At 72.3% G+C, this 20787-nt stretch carries 18 protein-coding genes; 10 read left to right on the top strand and 8 right to left on the bottom strand.

Going from position 1 to position 20787, the window contains the following annotated elements:
- The first annotated feature begins 60 nt into the window (after nt 1–60).
- From ACGFZK_RS18450 to ACGFZK_RS18440, 3 genes are all read left to right on the top strand, one after another.
- On the top strand, nt 61–837 hold the full coding sequence (locus tag ACGFZK_RS18450; protein ID WP_393849916.1) for a LysE family transporter: 777 nt from the start codon (nt 61–63) through the stop codon (nt 835–837).
- Between the two features lie 87 nt (nt 838–924).
- Nucleotides 925–1554 (top strand): hypothetical protein, encoded by a 630-nt coding sequence (locus ACGFZK_RS18445; RefSeq protein WP_393849915.1) that lies wholly within the window; start codon nt 925–927, stop codon nt 1552–1554.
- Nucleotides 1555–1563: 9 nt separating this feature from the next.
- Nucleotides 1564–2922, top strand: a complete 1359-nt coding sequence (locus ACGFZK_RS18440) for a carboxyl transferase domain-containing protein (protein WP_393849914.1) — start codon at nt 1564–1566, stop codon at nt 2920–2922.
- Between the two features lie 40 nt (nt 2923–2962).
- Here ACGFZK_RS18440 and ACGFZK_RS18435 read toward each other — a convergent pair whose 3' ends face one another.
- The gene (locus ACGFZK_RS18435) at nt 2963–3778 is read right to left on the bottom strand and encodes an AraC family transcriptional regulator (RefSeq protein WP_393849913.1); all 816 of its coding nucleotides are present in this window, start codon (nt 3776–3778) and stop codon (nt 2963–2965) included.
- A 48-nt stretch (nt 3779–3826) separates the two neighbouring features.
- Between ACGFZK_RS18435 and ACGFZK_RS18430 the strand changes: the two genes are divergently transcribed.
- Nucleotides 3827–4189, top strand: a complete 363-nt coding sequence (locus tag ACGFZK_RS18430) for a cupin domain-containing protein (RefSeq protein ID WP_393849912.1) — start codon at nt 3827–3829, stop codon at nt 4187–4189.
- Nucleotides 4190–4201: 12 nt separating this feature from the next.
- Here the strand turns inward: ACGFZK_RS18430 and ACGFZK_RS18425 are convergent, their stop codons facing one another.
- Nucleotides 4202–5464 (bottom strand): MFS transporter, encoded by a 1263-nt coding sequence (locus ACGFZK_RS18425; RefSeq protein WP_393849911.1) that lies wholly within the window; start codon nt 5462–5464, stop codon nt 4202–4204.
- 213 nt (nt 5465–5677) lie between these two features.
- Between ACGFZK_RS18425 and ACGFZK_RS18420 the strand changes: the two genes are divergently transcribed.
- Nucleotides 5678–6835 (top strand): glutamate--cysteine ligase, encoded by a 1158-nt coding sequence (locus ACGFZK_RS18420; RefSeq protein ID WP_393849910.1) that lies wholly within the window; start codon nt 5678–5680, stop codon nt 6833–6835.
- Between the two features lie 114 nt (nt 6836–6949).
- Here ACGFZK_RS18420 and ACGFZK_RS18415 read toward each other — a convergent pair whose 3' ends face one another.
- The gene (locus ACGFZK_RS18415; protein ID WP_393849909.1) at nt 6950–7870 is read right to left on the bottom strand and encodes an aldose 1-epimerase family protein; all 921 of its coding nucleotides are present in this window, start codon (nt 7868–7870) and stop codon (nt 6950–6952) included.
- A gap of 268 nt (nt 7871–8138) precedes the next feature.
- Here ACGFZK_RS18415 and ACGFZK_RS18410 point away from each other — a divergent pair, with 268 nt between their 5' ends.
- From ACGFZK_RS18410 to ACGFZK_RS18400, 3 genes are all read left to right on the top strand, one after another.
- On the top strand, nt 8139–9959 hold the full coding sequence (locus tag ACGFZK_RS18410; RefSeq protein WP_393849908.1) for a glycoside hydrolase family 15 protein: 1821 nt from the start codon (nt 8139–8141) through the stop codon (nt 9957–9959).
- 3 nt (nt 9960–9962) lie between these two features.
- Complete coding sequence (locus ACGFZK_RS18405; RefSeq protein ID WP_393849907.1) at nt 9963–10907, top strand: cyclase family protein; 945 nt, start codon at nt 9963–9965, stop codon at nt 10905–10907.
- 181 nt (nt 10908–11088) lie between these two features.
- Entirely contained in the window at nt 11089–12669 is a 1581-nt protein-coding gene (locus tag ACGFZK_RS18400; RefSeq protein ID WP_393849906.1) for a GMC oxidoreductase, read from the top strand.
- A gap of 38 nt (nt 12670–12707) precedes the next feature.
- Here the strand turns inward: ACGFZK_RS18400 and ACGFZK_RS18395 are convergent, their stop codons facing one another.
- From ACGFZK_RS18395 to ACGFZK_RS18380, 4 genes are all read right to left on the bottom strand, one after another.
- Complete coding sequence (locus ACGFZK_RS18395) at nt 12708–13751, bottom strand: cytochrome d ubiquinol oxidase subunit II (RefSeq protein WP_393849905.1); 1044 nt, start codon at nt 13749–13751, stop codon at nt 12708–12710.
- The gene (locus tag ACGFZK_RS18390) at nt 13748–15235 is read right to left on the bottom strand and encodes a cytochrome ubiquinol oxidase subunit I (protein ID WP_393849904.1); all 1488 of its coding nucleotides are present in this window, start codon (nt 15233–15235) and stop codon (nt 13748–13750) included. The genes ACGFZK_RS18395 and ACGFZK_RS18390 overlap by 4 nt, the downstream gene beginning before the upstream one ends.
- Before the next feature lie 84 nt (nt 15236–15319).
- A complete protein-coding gene (locus ACGFZK_RS18385; RefSeq protein WP_393849903.1) occupies nt 15320–16636 on the bottom strand; it encodes an NAD(P)/FAD-dependent oxidoreductase in 1317 nt (438 codons plus the stop codon).
- 6 nt (nt 16637–16642) lie between these two features.
- Entirely contained in the window at nt 16643–17482 is an 840-nt protein-coding gene (locus ACGFZK_RS18380; protein WP_393850073.1) for an SDR family oxidoreductase, read from the bottom strand.
- Between the two features lie 607 nt (nt 17483–18089).
- Between ACGFZK_RS18380 and ACGFZK_RS18375 the strand changes: the two genes are divergently transcribed.
- Both ACGFZK_RS18375 and ACGFZK_RS18370 read left to right on the top strand, forming a co-directional pair.
- The gene (locus ACGFZK_RS18375) at nt 18090–18431 is read left to right on the top strand and encodes a cupin domain-containing protein (RefSeq protein ID WP_393849902.1); all 342 of its coding nucleotides are present in this window, start codon (nt 18090–18092) and stop codon (nt 18429–18431) included.
- Nucleotides 18432–18549: 118 nt separating this feature from the next.
- Nucleotides 18550–19908, top strand: coding sequence for a flavin monoamine oxidase family protein (locus ACGFZK_RS18370; RefSeq protein ID WP_393849901.1), 1359 nt, complete (start codon nt 18550–18552; stop codon nt 19906–19908).
- Between the two features lie 32 nt (nt 19909–19940).
- On the opposite strand, the gene ACGFZK_RS18365 is transcribed toward ACGFZK_RS18370, so the two are convergent.
- A complete protein-coding gene (locus ACGFZK_RS18365) occupies nt 19941–20495 on the bottom strand; it encodes a potassium channel family protein (protein ID WP_393849900.1) in 555 nt (184 codons plus the stop codon).
- Nucleotides 20496–20787 lie beyond the last annotated feature (292 nt).

Raw genomic sequence — 20787 nt, 5'->3', positions numbered from 1 at the left:
CTCGCAGCCGGAGCCGTTATACGCGCTCCTCGCCCGTGGTCCGGGGCCGACCCTCGCCCCATGAGCGAACTGATGACACCGGCGTGGGCGGGCGCGGCCGCGGGCCTGGGCGTGGCGATGCCGATGGGTGCGATGAGCGTGCTGCTGCTCCAGGAGGCGATGCGCGAGCGCCGGACCGCCGTGGCCGCGGCCGCGGGGATCGCGACGGTCGACCTCGGCTACGCGGCCCTGGCCACGGCCGTGGGGCCCTGGGTGGCCGACCGGGTCTCCCCGGTCGAGGCCTGGGTCCGGCTGGCCTCGGCGGTGATCCTGCTGGCCATCGCGGCCCACGGCCTCTCCAGGGCCTCCCCCGCCCTGCCGTCGGCCCCGGCCCCGGGCCCGGCATCCGCACCACCCTCGGCCCCGCGCGCGGCCCCGGCGTCCGTCCCGCCCCCGGCCCGGCCCTCGGCCCCGGCATCCGTCCCGCCGTCGGCCCCACCCTCAGCCTCACCCTCGGCCCCGCGCGCGGCCCCGGTGTCCGCCCCGTCCCCGGCCCGGCCGGCCAGGGCCTTCGGCCGGTACGTGGGCCTCACCGCCCTGAACCCCACCACCGCCCTCTACTTCGCCGCCCTCACCACCGCCCAGGGCGCCACCCTGCGCACCGGCCCGGCCGGAGCCGCCTTCCTCCTCGGCGTCGGCGCCGCCTCCCTCCTCTGGCAGCAGTCCCTCGTGGCGCTCGGCGCCCTCGCCGGCGCCCGCATCCCGGACGGCGCCCGCGTCTGGACCTTCCGCCTCGGCTACGGCCTGGTCGCCGCCTACGCCCTCAAGATCGCCTTTCCCCTGCCGGCCCTCGGGTGACGGCCCGGGGACCGGTCAGGGGCGACTCGGGGTGGCCTCGGGGTGATGCCGGATACGGGTCGGCCCACCGGCCGAAATGATCAGTGCATGACCACTCAGCCGATGAGCCACGGCCGTGCGACCCTCACCCGGGCCGCCTTCGTCGCCGCCCCCCTGTGCATGCTGGCCTACGGCACCATCCGGCTCAGCGACCCCGACCACGGCCCGGGCCCCGCCTGGACCGCAGGCCACATCGCCCTGCTGGCCGGGGTGCTGCAGTTCGCCCTGATCCTCCCGGCCCTGCACCGGCTGACCGGGCCCGCCCGCGGGGCGGGCCGCATCGGCGCCGGCGTCGCCACCCTGCTCGGCCTGGCCGGCGCCCTGGCGGTCAGCACCCAGGCCGCCATCGACCTCGCCGTCGGCTTCCGCGCTGCCGACCGCCCGGAGATGGCACGGCTCTTCGAGGAGATCCAGAGCCACCCCGGGGTGCTCCCCGCCGTCTACACCGTCGGCCCGGTGCTCTTCTACGTCGGCCTCCTCTGGCTCCTGGTCCACCTCGCCGTCCAGCGCCGCGTCAGCCCCTGGCGTCCCGTGATGGTGCTGCTGGGCACGGCCACCACCGCCGTCAGCCTCGACCTGCTGCCGCTCGGCGCCCTCTTCTTCACCGCGGCCCTCCTCCCCCGGTCCCTCCCCCTGCCGCCCGGCACCGCCCGGCCCGATCGACAGGACACCGCCTAGGGTGACCCCGTGACGACGACCCGCCTCTCGGCCCGCGCGGCCATCGCCTCCGTGACCGACCCCGGCAGCTTCACCGAACTCCCCGCCCCCCTGCGGGAATCCGCCGCCGACGGCCCTCTGGAGTGGGCCGGGTACGCGGACTCCCGCGCCCGCGCCGCCGAGCGCACCGGCGAGCAGGAGTCCGTGGTCATCGGCACCGCCCGGATCGGCGGCCGCGAAGCCGCCCTCATCTCCTTCGAGTTCGGCTTCCTCGGCGGCTCGCTGGGCCAGCGCACCGGGGACCGGCTCGAAGCCGCGTACGCCCACGCCCGCGAGCACCGCCTCCCCCTCGTCTCGCTCATCGCCACCGGCGGCTCCCGGATGCAGGAGGGCATGCTCGCGCTCACCCAGCTCCAGCGCGTGGCCCGCCAGTGCGTCCTGACCCGGGCCGCGGGGCTCCCCCAGCTCGCCGTGCTGCGCGATCCGACCACGGGCGGCGGCTGGGCCACCCTCGGGGCCGGAGCCGATGTCGTCCTCGCGCTCCCCGGAGCCCAGGTCGGCTTCGCCGGGTCCCGGGTGCGACCGGCGGACGCGGACCCGGCGGCCTACTCCGCCGAGGGCCAGTACGCCGCCGGTCACGTGGACGCCGTGGTGCCCGCCGCCGATCTGCCGGGCGCCCTCGCCGACTGGCTCCGCGTACTGGCCGCGCCCCGCCCGGCCGGGCCGGTCGAACCGCCGGCCGCGCTGGGCCGCGTAGCCGGTGGAGAGCCGCCGCGGACCGGCTGGGACGCCGTCGTCCAGGCCCGTCACCCCGACCGGCCGCACGCCGCCGCGTACCTGGACGCGTACTTCGAGCTCCGCCTGCCCCTCTCGGGGGACCGGTCGGGCGGCACCGACCCCGGCATGCTGTGCGGATTCGGGCTGCGCGAGGGCCGCGCCGTCGCCTACGCCGCCCAGTGCGGCACCGCCACCCGCCCGGCGGGCTACCGTACGGCCACCCGCGTCGTCCGCCTCGCGGACCGGCTCGGCATCCCCGTGCTCACCCTGGTGGACACCCCCGGCGCGGCCAACGACGCCGCCGCCGAACACGCGGGCGCGGGCGCGGCCATCGCGGACGCCTTCGCGGCGCTGGCCGCGGCCACCGTCCCCGTCACCACCCTGCTGATCGGCGAGGGCGGCTCGGGCGGCGCCCTCGCGCTGGCCGAGCCGGGAAACACCTGGGTCACCCCGGACAGCTACTTCTCGGTGATCGCCCCGGAGCTGGCGGCGGCCATCCTCAAGCGCCCCACGTCGGCCGCCCCCGCCACGGCGGACCAACTCCGCATCCGGCCCCAGGACCTGGTCGCCCTGGGGGTCGCCCGCGGCATCGTCGGCCCCCAGCAGGCCTGACCCGAAAGACGGCCGCACCCGCGAACCGGCCGACTTCCCTTCACGACCGTCCGGACCGGGCGTACCGCGCCGGGCTGATCCCGACGTGCCGCCCGAAGTGCCGCGTCAGGTGCGCCTGGTCGTAGAACCCCGCCGCCACCGCCGCCTCGGCCGGCCGCACCCCCGCCAGCAGCAACCGCCGCGCCACCGCCACCCGCCGCGCGGTCAGGTACGCGTGCGGCGGCATCCCGTAGGCCGCCTTGAAGCTCCGGATCAGGTGCGTGGGGTGCGGGTACCCGAGCTCGGCCGCGGCCTCCTCCAGGGTGATCCCCTCGGCCACCCGCGCGTCGAGCAGCTCGCGCAGCCGTACGGCGACCTGCGCACCCGGCGCGGCCCCCGACCCTGCGGCCCCGCGCCCCGCCAGCCACCGGTGCAGCCGCTCCCCGACGAAGGCCAGCCGCGACTGGGCCTCCAAGGACTCCCGCCCGGCGAGCGCCAGGTGCAGCCCGTGCACCCGCTCGCGGAGTGCGGGATCGGCCAGCAGCGGGGTGTCGACGGCGGCTCCGGCCAGCCGCTCCGGCAGCACCGAGGTGTCCAGGTAGAGCACCCGCTTGCGGAAGCCCAGCTCGGTCACGGTCCGCCCGTCGTGGACCACCCCGGGCGGCAGCAGGATCACCGAATCCGACACCCCGACGCCGTGCCGTTCCTTGTCGAGGGCGAAGTCCACCCGTCCGCCGTCGAGGATCATCAGCGCCCAGGTGTCGTGCACATGGGCGGGGTACGCGTGCTCGGTGAAGCGGGCGTGGAAGACCTCGGCGATGCCGGGCACCGACGGCTGCCAGGCGTGGACGGTGCTGCGCGGACGTATCGCGGCCATGTCAGAAACGTACAAGACCGCCCGCGGGCGGGCCGTCAGGCTGTCCGCATGACGACACGCAAGGTCAACATCGCCGAGAAGCTGGCCGGTTTCACCGAGCAGTGGGCCCCGCGGCGCATCGCCCGCGTCAACGACTACGAGGTCAAACTCGCCCGGCTCCAGGGCGAATTCGTGTGGCACACCCACGAGGACACGGACGAGCTCTTCCTGGTGGTCGGCGGCACCCTGACGATCCGCCTGCGCGACGGGGACGTGGTCCTCGGCCCCGGCGAGATCCACGTCGTCCCGCGCGGGGTCGAGCACTGCCCGGTGGCGGAGGAGGAGGCGCAGATCCTGCTGTTCGAGCCGGCCGGCACCCCCAACACCGGCTCCGAGGGCGGCGACCGCACCCGGGAGCCGGTGGACGCCTGAGCATCCGGGGCGTCAGGCCTGCGGGGACCGCGCGTCGTAGCGGGCGAAGTCCCGCCACCGCAGCGCGAGCAGACCCAGCACCAGCACACAGGCCAGTCCCCCGCCGGTGACGGCCGTGGTCGGGGAGGTCAGGTCGGCGGCGGTCCCGGCGAGGAAGTCCCCGAGCCGGGGCCCGCCCGCGACGACCACGATGAAGACTCCCTGGAGGCGGCCGCGCATGTCGTCGGGGGTGGCGGCCTGGAGCATGGTCGTACGGAACACCATCGAGGCGGTGTCCGCGTACCCGGCCAGGGCCAGGAAGAACATGCCGAGCCACAGGTTCCGGGTGAACCCGAACACCGCGATGGCCAGCCCCCAGCCGGCGACGGCGAAGAGGATGGCCAGCCCGTGCCGGCGGATCCGGCCCTGCCATCCGGAGAACAGCCCGCCCAGCAGCGCCCCGGCAGCGGTCGCGGCCACCAGCAGGCCGACCGTCCCGGCCCCGCCGCCGAACCAGAGCCCGGCGACGGCCGGGAACAGCGCCCGGGGCTGGGCCAGCACCATGGCGGCCATGTCGGAGAAGAAGGTCATCCTGATGTTCGGCCGGGTGCCGAGGAAGCGCAGCCCGTCGACGACGGAGGCCCGGCCCCGCGTGCCCTCGGCCCGCTCGGGCTTCATCGACGGCAGCCGCCACATCGCGTAGAGACCGGCGGTGAAGGTCACGGCGTCGACCAGGTACGCCGACTGGTACCCCCCGAGGCTGACGATCAGTCCGCCCAGGGCGGGGCCGACCATCGTGCCGAAGGTCATGGTGACGGAGTTCAGGGCGTTGGCGGCGGGCAGCAGCTCGGTCGGCAGCAGCCTCGGGACCATGGCGGAGCGCGCCGGTCCGGTGAGCGCCCCGCACACCGCCTGAAGCGCGACGACGGCGTACAGGAACCAGACGCGGTGGTAGCCGAGCAGCGCGGCCGCGGCGAGCGCGACCGACAGCGCGGCGGCGCCCAGCGAGCTGTAGAGGCCGAGCTTGCGCCGGTCCACGGTGTCGGCGATCGCGCCGCCGTAGAGGCCGAACACGACGAGCGGGACGAGCGAGAAGAGCCCGACGAGTCCGACCGAGAAGCTCGACCCGGTGATGTCGTAGACCTGCAGCGAGATCGCCAGGGCGGTCATCGACTGGCCGACCCAGGAGATGGTTCCGCCGAACCACAGCCGCCGGTAGTCCAGGGAAGTGCGCAGCGGGGTGAGGTCGGCGAATATTCGCCGCCGGGGGCGGGGTGGCGCGGTCGTACGGGTCACAGCGGATGATAACCACCGGCCGTCCGAGGCCCCCGGAAATTCCCGCGGCTTCACACACCGGCAACAGTCGCCCCACCCGGCTCCGGGCTTTCGGCCCCACCGGCTTATTGCCGGTAACTCGCCACTATCACCGGACATTTGACTGAATCGGCGTGCGCCCCTCACCTCGTGTTCGGCTCATGATGAAAAGACTCGTATGTCCAGGGAGGCGTAGTGATCGAACCTGGCAACAGCACCACGAGCACCGGCACGACGCAGAACACGGTGCGCACCACCGTCCCCCTCACCGTCGGCGTCGAGGAGGAATTCCTGCTCGTCGACGCCCGCAGCTTCCGGGTGGTCCCCGCCGCCCAGCTGGTCCTGGCGACGGCCGGCGGGCTGCCCGGCGAGGTGCACCCGGAGGGCACCCGCTACCAGGTGGAGATCTCCACCCCGGTAGCCCACTCGGCGGCCTCGCTGCGCGCCGAGCTCGCCGCGCTGCGGCGCACCGTCGGCCGGGCCGCCCGCGCCCACGGCTGCCGGCTGCTGGCCGCCCCCTCGCCGGTCGTCGCCGTGGAGGGGCCGCTGCACCTGACCGACGACGAGCCGCGCCAGCGCGAGCAGCACCGCCGCTTCGGCGCGCTCACCGACACACTGGTCAGCTGCGGCCGCCACGTGCACATCGGCACGCTCGACGTGGACACGGCGGTGGCCGTGTCCAACCGGATCAGACCCTGGCTGCCCACGCTGATCGCGCTGGCCGCCAACTCGCCGTTCTGGGGCGGCCGTGACACCGGCCACGCCAGCTGGCGGGCGATGGCCTGGTCCGGCTGGCCCTCGGCGGGCCTGCCCCCGCACTTCACGTCCACGGCCCACTTCCGGCGCTCGGTGCAGACCCTGCTCGGCTCCGGGGCGGCCCTCGACACCAAGATGGTCTATTGGGACCTGCGCCCCTCCGGACACTGGCCCACGCTCGAGCTCCGGGCGCCCGACATGTCCCCGGACATCGACTCGGCCGTCCTCCAGGCCGAACTGGCCCGTGCGCTGGTCGCCACGGCGCTGCGCGAGATCGCGGAGCGGCGCCCCGAACCGGCCGTACGGGACGACGTACTGCGCCTCGCGCGCTGGCGGGCGGCCCACGACGGCCTGGAGGGCTTCGGCCTCGACCCGTACTCGGGGGCGGAACTCCCCGCGGCGGACCTGGCGGAGGCCCTGCTGGACCTGGTCGCCCCGGAACTGGCCGCGGCCGGCGACCTCGACCACGCGGCGAAGACCCTGGCGCGCCTCCTGCGCGACGGCTCGGGGGCCCATCGCCAGCGCGTGGTGTTCGCCCGCCGCCAGGACCTGACGGACGTACTGCGCTTCCTCACGGACGAGACGGAGGACTTCTGAGCCCACGCCCGGCCCCGGTCCCCGCCCTCTCGCGCTCCCTGAGCCGAGGGGCGGGGCCACGGGTGACGGTCCGCAGGTCAGGGCTGCGCGGCGCCCCGAGGCGTGACGGCGCCGTCACTCTCCCCAGGGCGTGATCCCCCAGCGGACGGTGTGCTGCTCGCCGGGGCCGAGGCGGACGAGCCCGGTGCCGCTGCGGAAGGCGTCCGGGGGGCAGGTCATCGGCTCGATGGCGAGTGCGCGCCGGCGCTCCCCCGGCGAGAGCGTGTCGCCGGTGTAGAGCTGTACGTAGCCGGCGCCCTCGCCGAGCCACACGTCCGTACCGGACGCACCCGACGGGTGGGCCAGGCGCACCACGGCCCGGCCGTCCGCGTCCCGTTCGAGGTCACCGAAGGGGGTGTCCAGCCGGAGGGCGCCGATCGCCCGTGGCGTGCGCAGGTCGTACTCGGTCCCGGCGACCGGCTCGGCGGCCACCGGCAGACCGCGCTCGTCGGTGCGCAGCCAGGTCCGTGCGGGGACGGTCAGCACCGCCTCGTCGACGACCGCGGTGCCCGCCGTGACGTAGGGATGCTGGCCGAAGCCGTAGGGTGCGGCGCTCGCGTCGAGATTGCGCGCGGTGACGGTGACGTCGAGTCCGCTCTCGCCGAGGGCGTACTCGGCGCGGACGTGGAGGTGGAACGGGTAGCCCGGTTGCGGCCACAGCGGAACCTCCAGGACGGCGCGGCTCTCGCTGGTCTCCACGACCCGCCACGCGACCCACCGGAGCAGCCCGTGGATGGCGTTGCCGTCGGCCGGCTCGGTGAGCGGCAGCTGCAGGTCCTGCCCGGCCCAGGGGTACCGGCCGTCGCGGATCCGGTTGGGCCACGGCACCAGGAGCTGGCCGCGGCCGCCGGTGATCGGGTCCTGTTCGGCGAATCCGTCGATCACGGTGCGTTCGCCGATCGTGTAGGACCGAAGGGCCGCGCCCAGCTCGACGACGACGGCGCGGTGCCGGCCGTGGCAGAGGGTCAGTTGCCGTCCGGTGCGGCTGTGCTGCACGCGTGGCCTCCTCGGTCCGCCTGCCGGTGTCCCCGGACGCCGGTGCAGTGGTGGCCTGCGACGCCGGCCCTCCCGTCGGGAGCGTGCGGCCCCGCATCGGCCCGGTCAAGCGCAACACGTTCCGGCCGGTGAAATCGCCGGGCAGGTTCGCCTGCCGGGGCCACGGGCGGCAGCGGGCTGCGGCCGTCGACCGCTTCGGCGCGCCGGGGCCACCCGAGGGGCCGATAGTGGAAGGGAAGCGGGGGTCTTTCGCGACTTCGGAGCAGCCATGGACCGCTACCCTCCCATCGCCGAGCACGGCCTGGTGGGCGACTTGCAGACTGCCGCGCTCGTCTCGTCGCAGGGTGTCGTGGACTGGTTCGCCGCTCCCCGGTTCGACTCGCCCAGCGTCTTCGCCGCCCTGCTCGACCATGACGGCGGTGGGTACATGCGGCTGGGCCCCGAGCACCCCGACACGACCTGCAAGCAGCTCTACTACCCCGACACCGCCGTTCTGGTGACCCGGTTCATGTCACCGGACGGGGTGGGCGAGGTGGTCGACTTCATGCCTCCGGACCGGACCCGCACCGCCACCGACCGTCACACCCTGATGCGCGTCGTGCGCGCCGTACGGGGGACCGTCGACTTCACGTTCGAGTGCCGGCCGCGCTTCGACTACGGACGGGCCGAGCACCGGCTGGAGCTCGGCGCGAACACCGGCCTGTTCCGGTCCCCGGGGATGGACGCGCACCTGCAGACCTCCTTCCCGCTGGAGCGCGAAGGCCAGGACGTGCGCGGCAGGGTGACGCTGAGCGCCGGCGAGTCGGGCGGCGCCGTGTTCACCGTCTGCGCGCCCGGCGGTGAGGCACCCGCACCCCTCACGGTCGACGGACTCACCGCGCAGCTCGCCGACACCGGCGAATTCTGGCAGGCCTGGTTGCGCCGGTCCCGCTACCGGGGCCGCTGGCCCGAGCTGGTGCACCGTTCGGTCATCACCCTCAAGCTCCTCACCTACGCCCCCACCGGCGCCCTCGTCGCGGCGGCCACCATGGGCCTGCCCGAGCAGGTCGGCGGAGAACGCAACTGGGACTACCGGTTCACGTGGGTGCGCGACAGCGCACTGTCCGTGCGCGCCATGCTGGACCTCGGCTTCGTCGAGGAGGCCACCGCCTTCCTCCACTGGCTGGTCGACAGGCTGCAGGAACGCGAGGGCAAGGAGGAGGAGCCGCTCCAGACGATGTACCGGGTCGACGGCAACCCCGACCTGCCCGAGGAGACGCTCGAACACTTCGAGGGCTACCGCGGCTCCTACCCCGTCCGCATCGGCAACGGCGCCGCCGACCAGCTCCAGCTGGACATCTACGGTGAGGCCCTCTACGCGTTGTCCCAGGGCCGCGAGATCGCGCAGCAGGCCACCTACCGGGGATGGAAGTCGCTGGCCAGGATGCTGGACTGGTTCGCCGAGGCCTGGGACCGGCCGGACGAGGGCATCTGGGAGACCCGCGGCGGCCGCCAGGACTTCACCTACAGCCGGGTGATGTCCTGGGCCGCCTTCGACCACGGGCTGAGCCTGGCCGAGCACTTCCGCAGGCCCGCCGACGTGGAGAAGTGGCGCGGCGCGCGCGACGCCATCCTGGAACAGGTCATGGAGCGCGGCTGGAGCGAGCAGGAGGGCGCGTTCGTCCAGCACTACGGCAGCGACGTCCTGGACGCTTCGCTGCTGCTCATGCCGAGGGTCCAGTTCCTCTCCCCCCGGGACCCGGCCTGGCTCGCCACCCTGGACGCGATGGACCGCAAGCTCGTCTCCGACAGCCTCGTCTACCGCTACGACCCGGCGGCTTCGCCGGACGGGCTGCGCGGCTCGGAGGGCACCTTCAGTCTGTGCACCTTCCTCTACGTCGACGCGCTGGCCCGGGCGGGGCGACTGCCCCAGGCCCGCTACACCTTCGAGAAGATGCAGACCTACGCCAACCACGTCGGGCTCTTCGCCGAGGAGATCGGGCCGAGCGGTGAGCAACTGGGCAACTTCCCCCAGGCGTTCACCCACCTCTCGCTCATCATGGCGGCCTCCACCCTCGACGAAGCGCTCGACGCGGAGAACGGGCGCTGACCCGTGGGCGCGCATGCCCGTCCGGCACGACCGCCACGGCTGACCGAGGACGAGTTCGGCGTGCTGTACCGGCACCTGCGTGCGGGCGCCGCCTGGGCCGCGGGTGGCCGGGGCGCTCTGACCGCGCTCACTCCCGCCAGGGTGCTGGCCGCGACCCGCGAGGTGCGGACCGGACGGACGGTCACGCTCGCCGCTCCGGTGGAAACCCTGCCGGGCCCGGACAATCCGGAGCCCGCGAAGCACCGGATGAGCGGGCAGCTGCGGGAAGACGGCTCCGGCGGCCTCCACTTCGCGCGGGACAGCTTCGCGATGAACGTGCACGGCGACGCCGACAGCCACCTCGACGCCCTCTGCCACGTGATCTACGACGGCACCCTCCACGGCGGCTTGGCCGCGAGCAGCGTCACGACCGACGGAGCCACGGCGCTCTCCGTCGAGGCGGCTCACGACGGGATCGTCGGCCGCGGCGTGCTGTTGGACATCCCGCGGCTGCGCGGCGTGCCCTGGCTCGAACCGGGCGATCACGTGACCGCCGCCGACCTCACCGCGGCCGAGACCGCCGAGCACCTGCGCGTGGGCGAAGGCGACCTCCTCTTCGTCCGCGTCGGCCATCGCCGGCGCCGCACCGAACTCGGGCCGTGGCACGCGGCACTCGATCGCGCCGGGCTCCACCCGTCCGCGCTGGAGTTCCTCGCGGACCGGCGGGTCGCCGTGCTCGGCGGAGACGGGAACAACGACACCGCCCCGAGTTCCACCGAGGGCGTCGACTTCCCCGTTCACGTGCTGGCGATCCACGCCATGGGCCTCCACCTGCTGGACTACCTGCAGTTCGAGGACCTGGCACCGGTCTGCGAGGCGGAGGGGCGCTGGTCGTTCCTCTGCGTGATCGCCCCGCTCAGGCTGCCGGACGCCACCGGCTCACCGGTCAACCCGATCGCCGTCCTGTGAACGCGGGCCGCGCACCGCGGCGGGACGCCGTCGGGTCGCCGCCGCCCGACCCACCCGATAGCTTGGGAAATGTACCGAACATCCCGATTGCACGAGTGTCCGTACGGGACGGCCCAGCCCGGAGCCCCCGGACGGGCGCTTCGGCCAGGACAGCCGACGACGCCTAGAACGGGACCCTCTCATGGCCGACGATCAGCACTACGACGTCATCATCATCGGTACGGGAGCGGGCGGCGGTACGCTCGCCCACCGGCTGGCCCCCACCGGCAAGCGGGTCCTGATCCTGGAACGCGGCGGCTACCTGCCCCGGGAGCGGGACAACTGGGACTCCACCGCCGTCTTCGTCAAGGGCAAGTACCGCGCCCCCGAGTTCTGGTACGACAAACACGGCAAGCAGTTCCCCCCGGAGGTCAACTACTACGTCGGGGGCAACACCAAGTTCTACGGCGCCGCGCTCTTCCGGCTCCGGCCCGAGGACTTCGGCGAACTGCGCCACCACGACGGCGTCTCTCCGGCGTGGCCGATCCGCTACGAGGACCTGGAGCCGTACTACACCCAGGCCGAACACCTCTACCTGGTGCACGGGCGGCACGGGGAGGACCCCACCGCAGGGCCGGCCAGCGCGCAGTACGCCTACCCGCCGGTCGAGCACGAGGCGCGCATCCAGCAGCTCAGCGACGATCTGGAGAAGGCCGGCCTGCACCCGTTCCACCTGCCGATCGGCGTGAACCTCACCCAGGACGAGAACGGCCGGGCCACCCACGGGAGCGTCTGCATCCGCTGCGACCGGGTCGACGGCTTCCCCTGCCTGGTGGGCGCGAAGTCCGACGCACAGGTGATCTGCGTCGACCCGGCACTGGCCTACGACAACGTCACGATGGTGACCGGAGCCGATGTGCGGCGTCTGGAGACCGATCCGACCGGACGCACCGTCACCAGGGTGGTGGCCGAGCTCGGGAACGGCGCGACCGAGGAGTTCGGCGCCGACATCGTGGTGGTCGCGGCCGGGGCGGTCAACTCCGCCGTCCTGTTGCTGCGTTCGGCCAACGACAGGCACCCGGGCGGGCTGGCCAACAGCTCGGACGTGGTGGGACGCCACTACATGCGCCACAACAACCTGGCGCTGATGGCGGTGTCGAAGGAACCGAACCCGACCACGTTCCAGAAGACCCTGGCGCTGAACGACTGGTACCTGGGCGCGGACGACTGGGAGTTTCCGCTCGGCGGGATCCAGATGCTCGGCAAGTCGGACGCCGACCAGATCCATGGCGAGGCACCGCGCTGGGCCGGGGCCGTCATGCCCGACATGCCCTTCGAGGTGCTGGCGCACCATGCCGTCGACTTCTGGCTGTGCGGAGAGGACCTTCCGCTGCCCGAGAGCCGAGTCACCCTCGACCGGGACGACGCCATCCACCTGGCTCTCGACGAGAAGAACAACATCGCCGGGTTGCAGCGCCTCCAGCACAGGCTGCGGGGGATGCTCGGGCACCTGGGCATGCACGAGCACCATCTGCTGGATCACAGCATCTACCTGCACAAGGGCATGCCCATCGGCGCCACCGCTCACCAGGCCGGCACCGTGCGGTTCGGCGACGACCCGCGCAGTTCGGCCCTCGACGTCAACTGCAAGGCCCACGACCTCGACAACCTCTACGTCGTGGACACCAGCTTCTTCCCCAGCATCGGCGCGGTGAACCCGTCACTGACCGCCATCGCCAACGCCCTGCGGGTGGGCGACCACATCGCCGCCCGCCTGAGCTGACGGGGGCTCCGTCGCCCTCGTGAACCGGCCGCGCGCCGCTACATGTTGTCCCCGGGGGCACTGGCGGACCGGGTGTCGGCATCGGTGAGCGGCTCGAGTTCGCCCAGGGTGTCCAGCCGGTAGAGCAGGACGAGCGCCGGGCCCACCAGCACGATCGCGATGGCCGTGACGATGGCCAGCCAGTGCAGCGTCTGAGGGGCGCCGGCCCCCTCGGCCACCGTCAGCGAGGTGGGCAGCAGGTAGGGCTTCTGTGCGAAACCCCAGGCGCCGACGGTCAGGGCGACGCTCGCCACCGAGGTGTGGCGGGTCCAGCCGTAGGACCGGCGCAGCAGAAGCCCCGCGGTCGCCAGACCGCAGATCGCGGCCAGGACGACCAGCAGCAGGCCCCAGCCCCCCGTGAGCCCCTCCCAGACGTACCGGGCGTCGCCGTGGGTGACCGGCAGACCGACGAGGGCGAGGACGACGACGGCGCAGAAGGCCAGCAGCGCCCGCAGCCGGAAGTGGTCCACCAGGTCGTCGGCTCCAAAGCGCCGGGCGTCGGAGCAGAGGAACACCGCACCGAGGAACGCGGTGGCCGCGATGGCCATCAGACCCACGAGGACGGAGGTCGCATTGGCCCAGGCGTCCGCGGAGGCGGGCGTCCCCACCGCGACCCGGCCGGAGGCCACTCCCCCGAGCGCCGCCCCCAGGAAGAACGGCGTGAGCAGCGACGAGACGGCGAACATCGCCCCGTAGATCCGCCGTTGCGCCAGTCGCCGGGTCGGCTTGCGCAGGGCGAATCCGGCGCCACGGAACACGAGGCCGATCGCCGCCAGGGCCAGCGGCAGCCACAGCGCGCCGAACACGGCCTGGAACATGGTCGGGAAACCCGTCCACATCACGATGAAGACGAAGATCAGCCAGACGTTGTTGACCTCCCAGACCGGCGCCATGGCATGGTCGATCAGCCAGCGCGGACGCTTGCCCCTTTCCGCGCCACCTGCCGTGAGGTCCCAGAACCCCGCGCCGTAGTCGGTGCCTCCGGCGCAGACGTAGGCGGCGATCGCGAGCACCATGACCCAGGCGACGAGGGTGGCCGTCATGACGCACCGCCAGAAGCGCCGTCGGACCCGCCACCGGGTCTGGTTCCCGCGCCTGTCGGCTCGGGTTCGCTTCTGGGCCCGTAGGGGGTGTCCGTCTCGGGGGGCAGTTCGGCGGGCGCGGCGGTCGCGCCCTCGTCCGCGATGCGCCAACGGGTCCGCATCTTCAGGATGACCGTGAGGAACGCCCCGAACACACCGACGTACACGACGATCATGATGCCGAGCATCGCCCACAGCGATCCTGCGCGGGTGCCGGTCACCGCGTCCGAGACCTTCATCTGGTTGTAGACGATCCAGGGCTGGCGGCCCACCTCCGTGGTGATCCAGCCGCACTCCACGGTGACCAGGCACGCGGCTCCCGCGAGGGCGGCACACCGGAAGAACCAGCGGCTGTGGGGCAGGTCCCGGTGCCGCAGCCAGCACCATCCGTACCAGAGGGCGAGCACGACCAGCAGACTGCCGATGGTCACCATGATGTCGAACGCCCAGTGGGCGATGGTGGCCTGGACCACCGTGGGACGGTCGCCGGCCGGCACCGACGTCAGCCCGGTCACCTGGGTGCTGGGTTTGAAACCGGCGAGGATGGAGTCCAGCTGAGGGATCCTGAGCCCGCCGGAGATCGTTCCGTCGCTGTTCAGCCGTCCGAACATGTACTCCGGCACATGGGTATCGGTCTTCCAGACGATCTCAATGGCGGCGAACTTGACCGGCTGCTTCTGGAAGACGGCCCGTGCGGCGGAGTCTCCGATCATGAACTGAACCGGTGTCAGGATCGCCGCGACGGTGAACGGCAGCGTGAAGCCCAGCCGGTGGTACCGGTCACGGCGCCCCCGGAGCCAGCCGACCGCGTACACCCCGGCGACCACGTAGCCGGCGGTCAGGAACATGGCCACCACGAAGTGCCAGTACTCCGGGCCGAACATCGGCGTGAAGATCGCCTGCCGTACGTCGATGTCGACCGGGTCGCCCTGGGCGTCGAGACGGAACCCCTGCGGCGTGTTCATCCAGGAATTGGCGGCGATGATGCCGAAGGCGCCCATCAGCGCGGCCAGCGGGAGCGGCACGGCGAGCCAGAAGTGCGTCCAGGGCTTGAGCCGCCGCCAGCCGTAGAGGTAGATCGCGATCAGGACCGCTTCGAGGAAGAACGCCCAGGCCTCGATACCGAACCCGAGACCGAAGACGTCGCCCCACCGGCCCATCATGCCGGGCCACAGCAGGCCGAGTTCGAAGGACAGTACGGTACCGGTGACGACGCCGATGGCGAACTGGACGGCCATCACCGCCGACCAGCGCCGAGCGAGCTTCAGTGCGACCTCGTCCTTGCGGCGCAACCCCCGGTGGTGCATCAGCAACGTGATGAACGGCAGTGCCACGCCGAAGGGGACCAGCAGGATGTGCGAGGCCAGGGTGAAGGCCATCAGCTCTCGCGCCGGCAGGAGCTGGGCCGGGGTGCTGTTCGCCAGAAGGGCGGCGGTGCTGAGCATGTGCGCCTCGATGGTCTGCCCTGCGGGGTGGCGGGGCTACGGAGGGACAGGATGCGGAGGGGCGCCCGCGGGTCGGGCCCGCCCTCAGGGCGGCGGAGGCGACGCGTCGGTATCGGTGCCGGTCATGGTGAAGGCGCGCTCTCGACGCGAGCCGGAGGCGAAGGCGACGGACCAGCTGAGCACCGCTCCCAGTCTGCTGCGGAAGCCGGTGAGAAAGGCGAGGTGGATGAAGAGCCAGGCCAGCCAGCCGGTGAAGCCCGACAGGTGCAACGGGCCGGCCTTGACGACGGCCCGGCCACGGGCGATGTAGGCGGCGCTGCCGAGGTCCACGTACTTGAAGGGCTTCGGCTCCTTCGTCCGGCCTTCGACGGCGTGACGCACCCTGCGGCCCGCGTACGCACCCGACTGCATGGCGACCTCGGCCAGTCCCGGCAGCCCGTTCAGCCCCATCACGTCGCCCGTGACGCGGATCTCCGGATGACCGGGGACGGTGAGGTCGGGTTCGACGAGGATGCGTCCGGCCCGGTCCTGTTCGGCGCCGGTCGCCCGGGCCAGCGCGGCCGCGATCGGAGGCGCCTCGACGCCCGCCGTCCACAGCACGGTGCGTGCGTCGAACCGGGTCGTCCCGCCGTCGTGGTCTTGTACCGTCAGGCCGTCCGCGTCGATGTCGGTGACCCTCGTGCCCAGGTGGAGCTCCACTCCGAGATCCTTGAGGGTTCGGGCCGCACGGTGGGCCAGTCGAGGTCCGAACGCCCCCAGCACCGCGTCGGACCCCTCGAAGAGCAGCACCCGGGCCGTGGTGGAGTCGATCTTCCGATACTCCCGGTCGAGCGTGTGCCCGGCGATCTCCCGGATCTGTCCCGCGAGTTCGACACCGGTCGGTCCGGCGCCGACGAGCGCGAAGGAGAGCCATTGCTGCCGTTCCCGGTCGTCCGCGGCCGTTTCGGCCATCTCGAACGCCCGGTAGATCCGTCGGCGGATGTCGAGCGCGTCGTCCAGGGTCTTCATGCCCGGGGCGTGCGCGGCGAACTCGTCGTGCCCGAAGTAGGACTGACGCATGCCCACAGCGACGATCAGATCGTCGTACGGCAGCACGACAGATCCGCCCTCGGGTCGCCGGGCGTGGACCAGCCGGGCCCCGGCGTCCACGTCGGTGGCTTCGGCGAGCACGCAGCGCACGTTGTGGTGGCGCCGCAGGACCCCGCGGAGCGGTTGCGCGATCTGCCCCTCGGACAGGATCCCCGAGGCGCACTGGTAGAGCAGCGGCTGGAAGAGGTGATGGGCACGGCGGTCGACCACGGTCACCGCGACCGGTGACTTCCGTAGGGCCCGGGCGGCGAACAGCCCCGCGAACCCCCCGCCGAGGATCACCACCCGGCGGGGCGTGATGTGATCCTGCACCGGAGATCAGCCTCCGGTGGCGAAGCCGGGGAAGAGCGTCATTCCGCCGTCGACGTAGAGGGTGGTGCCGACGACGTAGTCGAGCAGGTCGGACGCCACGGCGACGACGGCGTTGGCGATGTCGTCCGGGTCGCCCACGCGGCGGTACGGGATCAGGCGCAGGAGGTCGGCCTCGGCCTCGGGGGTGGACCAGGCGTCGCGGTTGATCGGCGTGCGGATGGCGCCGGGTGCGACCGCGTTGACCCTGATCTTCCGGGGGGCGAGTTCCTGGGCGAGGGTCTGCATCATCATGCCCACACCGCCCTTGGAGGAGGCGTAGTTCACGTGGCCCGCCCACGGGATGATCTGATGGACCGAGCTCATGCAGATGATCTTTCCCGCCGAACGGGAGACCTCCTCCACGACGCCCCGCCGGATGAACTCCTTGGCGGCCTCCCTCGCGCACAGGAACTGGCCGGTCAGGTTGACGTCGATGACCTTCTGCCACTGGGTGAGCGTCATCTCCGTGACGGCTGCGTCCCGCTGGAGGCCCGCGTTGGCCACCATGATGTCGATCGTGCCGAACTCCTCGACCATCCGCGCGACCATGGCGGTCACCTGGTCCTCGTCGGACACGTCGGCCTCGTGGGCATAGGCGCGGACACCGAAGCCCTCGATCTGCTTCACGACGTCGTCCGCCTCGCGCGCACCGGCGACGTAGTTCACCACGACGTCCGCTCCGGCCCGGCCCAGGGCCACTGCGGTCGCCAGGCCGATGCCCGAGTTGGCACCGGTCACCAGCGCCTTCTGGCCCTTGAGGAGCTTCGCGGACACCACCCCGCGGCGCTCGTCGACGTTTCCTGCCACCACGTTCTCTCCTTCTGTCTTTCGACGGACGGACTGAGGGACCGGACGACGCGCAGGAGGGAGGCTGGACGTCGGGCCGGCCCGCCAGGACAGACACAGGAGCCGTCGCGCACCCGGCCCCCAGACGAAACCACCCTGCGTCGCGGGTGGGACAGACCGGCGCGCAACGCAGCCGCACTTCGGCCGGGCGCGTCACACGGTCGGGCTACGGGTCACGCCTACCGTGGGCGGGCAGACGGCGGTTCGGGCGCGGACGAACGCCCCCGGGCAGGCCGGCAGGCCCTGCTCGGAATGCGCCTCGGCGGGTGGTCGGCGGCGCTGCTTCCTGCCCCGGGCGGCGACGTCTCTCCCCTGTTCACGGGCTCCTCGGGGTACCGACGGGCTGGAAGCGGGGAGCGTGGGTACGGTGGTGTGTGCGGGGGGAATGCGACCAGAAGGCTCATACGGAGAATCAGCGGTTCCTCCGTTACAGGTAGGGCCGTCGTCGCCCGCGTGCCGGGGCGCCACCGTCCCTGTCGACGATGTGAGCGGATGGGCTGGTCTCGACATTGTTTTGTCGCCGGCGGGCGGAAAACTGCCGGCGGCCCACCTCCCTGTGGAGGGACGAATGACGAACACCGAGGGTTTTGCAAGCTCATCCGTAACGACCCAGTCGTGGGAACCCTATTTCGAGGACGGCCGGGAGACCGGGGAGATCCACTGGCTCGTCCAGGCGGAAGAGGGCCAGCTGTCGGGGCTGTGGAGGATCGGCCCCGTGGAGGGTGCGGAGTTCCCCTACAAGCCGGCGGCCACCGACACGTTCCACGTGATCGAGGGTGAGGCCGAGCTGGAGACCCCTGACGGCGAGAAGATCGAGGTCGTCGCCGGGGGCATCTATTCCTTCCCGGCCGGATTCACGGCCACCTGGAGAACCCGCTCGCCGTTCATGAAGTTCTTCGTCGTGGGCTGAGGACGGGCACTGTACGCAGCGTGACAGTGACGTCGGCGTACGCACGGGAGATCAATCGAGAAGTCGTGAATTCCGGACAGAGCGTGCCGCGCGACCAGCTGCGGCCCATTCCCGGATAGTGGCTCGCGAGTCAGGCCGGACGACGGCAAGGGAGCAGATCGTGGCGACGTCAGATTCTGAAGTGGATGTCGTGATCGTGGGCGGTGGTTTCGCCGGTGTGACGGCCGCGCGTGAATTGTCGGCGCGCGGGCGCCGGGCGGTCCTGGTCGAGGCGCGTGACCGCCTGGGCGGCCGGACCTACACGAAGGACCACGACGGGCACCCGATGGAGTTCGGCGGCACGTGGGTCCACCCCCTGCAGCCGCACGTGTGGTCCGAGGTCGACCGCTACGCGGTCGAGACCGAGACGTTCCCGGTGCTGGAGGGGCTGCGGCAGGCCGTCTTCTCCGAGGGCCGCGTCGTGGACCTGTCCGACGACGATCTCGAACGGGCCCTGGAAGCGTTCGGCGAGTTCTGCGCCCCGGGCATGACCCTGTTCCCGGAGCCGTTCCTGGAAACGGTGAGTTCGGACCCGGATGGCCTGGGCGGGCGGTCGCTCCGTGAGCAGCTCGACGCCTTCAAGGCCGAGCCGGCGCTGCGTGACTGGGTGGAGGGGATGTGCTGCCTGGTCGCGTTCGGCCCCCTCGATCGGTCCGGTGCGACCGAGATCTTCCGCTGCTACGCCTTGGCCGGGTACAGCGCTGAGCAGGCCATGGCCGCGCTGTCGGCAACGAAGCTGGTGAAGGGAACACGGGAGCTCATCAACTCGATCGCCGGGCAGGCCACCCTGGCCGACATCCGTCTCAACTCACCCGTGCGGCGTGTCGTCCAGAGCGACGGGGGAGTACAGGTCGAGCTGGAGAGCGGCGAGACCGTCACCGCTCCGACCGCTCTGATCGCGCTGCCGATGAACGTGTTGAACAGTGTGGAGTTCGAGCCTGGTCTGTCCGAGATCAAGCGGACCGCATCGGCCGACCGTCACGCGGGTGCCGGCATGAAGTGCTTCGTCCGGGTGAAGGGCGACGTCGGCAACGTGAGCATCGTGGCCCCCGAGGCCCAGGCGGTCAACTTTGTGGTGACCTATGCCCACGGCCCGGAAGGCACGTGGTTGATCGTGTTCTCCGCCAACCCGGACAAGCTGCAGATGAGCCGGTTCGACGACGTGCAGGGCATGCAGACTGCGCTGCAACCGCTCCTGCCGGGTGTCGAGGTGGAGAGCATCGTCGGCTGGGACTGGTCCAACGACCCGCTCGCGCTGGGCACGTGGTGCATCTACCGGCCGGGGCAGCTGGCGAAGGTGCTGCCGGACCTGCGCACCACCGAAGGGCGGCTGTTCTTCGCGGGCGCCGACTCGTCGAGCACGTGGCGCGGTTTCATCGACGGGGCGATCGAGAGCGGCTACCGCTCCGCCCGCGACATCGACAACTACCTGACCTGATACGGGACCGCGGCCCAGAGCCGAAGACGGGGTCACCGGGCGGCGGGTGGGGCATTGTCCCCACCGGCCGCCGGCCGGTCCCGCTGCCGTCTGCCTTCCTGGACCGCGTTCAGCAGGAGTCGGGCCGCCACGCCGACCAGCAGGAAGTTGACCGTCATCTGCCCCGTGGTGAGGAGCCGGGCGGCTTGGCTGCGCGCGGTGACGTCTCCGAACCCGACCGTGCTGAACACGGTCATGGAGAAGTACAGCGCATCGGTCCGCGAGAGCTCTTCGCTGAAACTGCCCGCCGCGCTGCGCTCCATGAGCCCATAGGCCGTTGCGAACAGCAGCACGACGAGTGGGACGGTCACCGCCAATGCCTCCATGGCGCGCAGCCCGGGCCACGGGGAAAGTGTGATCCTGCGGATCTGCCAGGCCAGCAGCAGGGCCAGCGCCGCGATACCGCCGGCCAGCGCAAGGACGGGGCCGGTGGTGAAGGCCGAACCCAGCGGCAGCAGGTAGTAGCCGGTGACGAGGACCCCGGCCGTCACCAGGGCACGCAGTGAGGCGAACAACGCCTGTCTGCGGCCCCTACCCGTCCTGTTCAAGGGTTCCGTCCCCCATCACACCCGATGTCCTGCCCACTCCGCTGCGCCTGCTCCGCCGCCAGCCTCTCGGGTGATCCGGGTGCCGCGCAGCAGGCGCACCACGGGGTCACCGGCATGGCGGCGCCGGTGCGTCTCGTACGGGCCGGGCCGAGCAGAGGGTGCGCCGAGTGCCGGCGGGCCGGGCGCTGCACGGCGCCGGGCCTTCCAGCGGCGGAGACCGCCGACCAGGCGGATCATCGAGACAGGGGGAGCGGCCGCCCGGGTGGCGGTATCCGGACGGCGGCGCAGGGGG

The organism is Streptomyces sp. NPDC048257 (genome assembly GCF_043201855.1).
Taxonomy (GTDB): Bacteria; Actinomycetota; Actinomycetes; order Streptomycetales; family Streptomycetaceae; genus Streptomyces.
Note: the sequence above shows the minus strand (reverse complement) of the source record. Positions and strands in the feature narration are given on the sequence as shown.

Coding starts and splice junctions, on each gene's coding strand:
- ACGFZK_RS18410 (WP_393849908.1), top strand. CDS start 8,139: ATGGACCGCTACCCTCCCATCGCCGAGCACGGCCTGGTGGGCGACTTG.
- ACGFZK_RS18435 (WP_393849913.1), bottom strand. CDS start 3,778: ATGGCCGCGATACGTCCGCGCAGCACCGTCCACGCCTGGCAGCCGTCG.
- ACGFZK_RS18400 (WP_393849906.1), top strand. CDS start 11,089: ATGGCCGACGATCAGCACTACGACGTCATCATCATCGGTACGGGAGCG.
- ACGFZK_RS18375 (WP_393849902.1), top strand. CDS start 18,090: ATGACGAACACCGAGGGTTTTGCAAGCTCATCCGTAACGACCCAGTCG.
- ACGFZK_RS18445 (WP_393849915.1), top strand. CDS start 925: ATGACCACTCAGCCGATGAGCCACGGCCGTGCGACCCTCACCCGGGCC.
- ACGFZK_RS18390 (WP_393849904.1), bottom strand. CDS start 15,235: ATGCTCAGCACCGCCGCCCTTCTGGCGAACAGCACCCCGGCCCAGCTC.
- ACGFZK_RS18450 (WP_393849916.1), top strand. CDS start 61: ATGAGCGAACTGATGACACCGGCGTGGGCGGGCGCGGCCGCGGGCCTG.
- ACGFZK_RS18395 (WP_393849905.1), bottom strand. CDS start 13,751: ATGACGGCCACCCTCGTCGCCTGGGTCATGGTGCTCGCGATCGCCGCC.
- ACGFZK_RS18430 (WP_393849912.1), top strand. CDS start 3,827: ATGACGACACGCAAGGTCAACATCGCCGAGAAGCTGGCCGGTTTCACC.